The 3,218-nt window shown below is 64.0% G+C and carries 3 protein-coding genes; all 3 read left to right on the forward strand.

The window, feature by feature from the left end; translation table 11 throughout:
* Window positions 1-1,251, forward strand: a 1,251-nt coding sequence (locus tag NG698_RS21475) for a tyrosine-type recombinase/integrase (RefSeq protein ID WP_252612282.1), incomplete at its 5' end; no start/stop codon positions are given.
* A complete protein-coding gene (locus NG698_RS21480) occupies window positions 1,251-2,216 on the forward strand; it encodes a tyrosine-type recombinase/integrase (protein ID WP_252612293.1) in 966 nt (321 codons plus the stop codon). The genes NG698_RS21475 and NG698_RS21480, both read left to right, overlap by 1 nt.
* Window positions 2,213-3,218, forward strand: a 1,006-nt coding sequence (locus NG698_RS21485; RefSeq protein ID WP_252612284.1) for a tyrosine-type recombinase/integrase, incomplete at its 3' end; no start/stop codon positions are given. The genes NG698_RS21480 and NG698_RS21485, both read left to right, overlap by 4 nt.

Here is a 3,218-nt window from a genome sequence, read left to right on the forward strand (position 1 = left end):
AAGTACTTCACCAAGATGTCGACGGTCGATCGGTACCAAGGCTCGTGGATGGGCGCAGGCATCGAGAATTATGTTGTTTGGTTGGCTGGGCACGATTACAAGGACAGGTGCATCTGGTCCCGGGTCCCGCTCGTTTTTGCATTCGGTGAGTTTGCCAGCTCCCGAGGTGCCACTGCCATTGATGAGCTTCCCGCTCTGGTGGACGCGTTCGTGGAGTTCCGTGTTGCGGACCAACACCGGCGCACTGGTTCTACACGTTCAATGGCGAAGGAGATCCGGGGGCCTGTGGAGCAGATGCTCTCGATAGTCCTGCCGGGATTCGAACCGACCGGCCGGAGGCCATTCGCCGAACCATTCGCCGAGGCCGTCCCCGGCTTCTTCGACTACCTGTCCCGGGAACGTGGCCTGCGTCCGCTGACGGTCCACACTTACCGCTTCTCCCTTGACCACTTCGCCGATTACCTGGGCAGGATCGGCGTGGACTCAATCCTGGAACTGTCTCCATCGATCCTTAGTTCCTACATGGTGGACCGGGCCGGCGCAGGACTTGCCAAGAGCACTGTCCGCGGGGATGCCGGTGCTCTGCGGGTGTTCCTGCGGTATGCCCACCGGGAAGGTATTTTGGCCAGCGATCTGAGCGCGGCCGTGGGGTGGCCCCAGGTCTACCGGCTATCGGATATCCCCCGCTCCATTTCCTGGGCCGATGTGAACAAGGTATTGGCAGGCGTTGACCGTCGGGACGAAACTGGCAGGCGCGACTATGCCATCTTGCTCCTGCTGGTGACCTACGGGCTGCGTGGTCGGGAGATTGCCGCGCTGACTCTCGATGACATCGACTGGAAGCGTGAGCGTCTGGCGATTCCCGAGCGTAAGGCGGGCCACTCCACGGCGTTTCCGCTTTCTTGGGTGGTCGGCGAGGCACTGCTGGACTACCTCCGGCACGGGCGCCCAACAACCGATGACCGGCATGTGTTCTTCCGCAGCGTGGCTCCCCACCGACCGATCGGGTCTGCCGCGATATCGTCGAGGGCCCGCCACTATCTGCTCAAGGCTGGCATCAACGTGCCGCGGCCGGGCGCGCACACGTTGCGCCACTCGGCGGTGCAGCGTCTTGTTGACGCGAACTTCGATCTGAAGACCGTTGGAGACTTCATCGGACACCGCTCGGCACGTTCGACGGAAATCTATGCCAAGGTCGACATCGAGTCGCTGCGGTTGATCGCCCTGGGCAACGGCGAGGAGGTGCTGTGATGGACGGGGACCTGGCCACCACGGTGAATGACTTCCTCGAGCACAAGCGGGCGCTGGGCCGCAAATACCTGAACGAGGAGGCGACACTGCGCCTGCTGGTGGCGTTCATGGACCGGCGCGGGGTGACCACTTTGGCCGGACTGACAGCTCGCCTGCTCGATGAGTTTGTGGCCTCCCGGCTAAGGCCCCGGGACCGCAGCTTCAATCTTCTCGTGGGGATCGTCAACGGCTTCCTGAGTTGGTCGGTGGGCCAGCGGCGCCTGGAGACGCTGCCCTGGCAAGGAACACGGCGGAAGGTGACGGACCAGCGGTTACCCTTCCTGTTCGATCCTTCCCAGGCCCGGCGGGTCCTTGAAGCGGCAGCGGCTCTTCCCGACAATTCCCGGGCTATCGGCCGTGGCCCGACCTACCATGCCATTTTTGCCTTGTGTTACGGCCTGGGGCTCAGGGCCGGGGAGGCCTGCGGCCTACGCCTGGAGGACATTGATGCTGGCCGGCAGCTCCTGGTCGTGCGTGGAGGGAAGTTCGGCAAGAGCCGACTGGTCCCTTTCGGCCCGCGCATCGGGGAACTGCTCGACCTCCAGTTCACTCGCCGAACCGAGCACGAAGGAGCCGGGCAGGAAGAACCGCTGTTCACATTTGATGGCCGGCGCTGCGTGCACCCCTGCACCGCGAGCGGGACGTTCCACCGGATCGTTACCGAGCTGGGGTTCCCGGTTCCCGACGGGACCACGGCACCGCACTTGCACTGCCTGCGTCATTCTTTCGCGGTCGGGTCCTTGCTGCGCTGGTACCGGGAAGGCACTGACCCCTCGACGAGGCTCCTGCAGCTCGCGACATTCATGGGTCACGTGGACCCGTCCTCGACCGCCGTCTACTTGACCATCACCCCGGAACTCCTCTCCGAGGCCAGCGACCGGTTCGAAGCGTTTGCCAAGCCTGCCTGGGCGGAGGCAAAGCCATGAGTGGAACCCAACAGCTCGGCCAACTGATCCAGTCGTTCTTCATCGACCATCTCGTCACCGTCAAGGGGCTCCGCCCGTCCTCGGTGCGCAGCTACAGCGACACTATCCGCCTGCTGCTCTGTTTCGTGGCCGCGCAAAAGGGAACCAAGATCACCAAACTCAGCCTTGAGGACCTGAGCTTTGAACTCGTCCTGGGATTCCTGCGGCACCTTGAAGATGACCGCCACAACCATGTGAGCACCCGCAACCAGCGCCTGGCAGCCCTGCACGCCCTGTTCGACTACATCGCCAGCAGGGAGCCGGCGATGCTCGGCACCTGTCAAAGGATTGCGGCCATCCCCATGAAACGGGTGGCACCGGCCGAGACGCACTTTCTGGAACGCGACGAGATGCAGGGCCTGCTGCAACACCTGCCCCGGACCGGCCGCCTCGCACAGCGCGACCACGCCCTGATCCTGTTCCTCTACAACACCGGGGCCCGGGCTCAGGAAGTTGCCGAACTCCGGGCCGGAAACCTCCAGCTCGGGGAGCACTCCCTTGTCCGTCTCCATGGGAAGGGCGACAAATGGCGGACGTGCCCGCTCTGGGAGCAGACCGCGAAACTGCTCGCCTCGTTGCTTGACGCAACGGGCCAACCGGCGGCAGATACGCCGGTGTTCCGCTCGACGAACGGGGCAGCCCTGACCCGCTTCGGCATCTACAAGGTCGTCCGGCGCCTTGCCGGGCACCTGGACGATCCCGGCACGAACCGCACCGTGAGCCCGCACGTTTTCCGACACACGGCGGCGATGCATCTGCTCGAGTCCGGGGTTGAAATCAACGTGATCCGGGGCTGGCTTGGACATGCCGACCTGACGACCACGAACCGCTACGCAGAGATCAACACCCGGACGAAAATGGAAGCCTTACGGGCCACAGAGCCGCCCAGTACATCGGAGGGGCCCCGCGCTCTCCCCGTCTGGAAGACCGACGAATCCCTGCTGAACTGGCTGTCATCCCTCT

Source organism: Pseudarthrobacter raffinosi (genome assembly GCF_023913735.1).
Classification (GTDB): Bacteria; Actinomycetota; Actinomycetes; order Actinomycetales; family Micrococcaceae; genus Arthrobacter; species Arthrobacter raffinosi.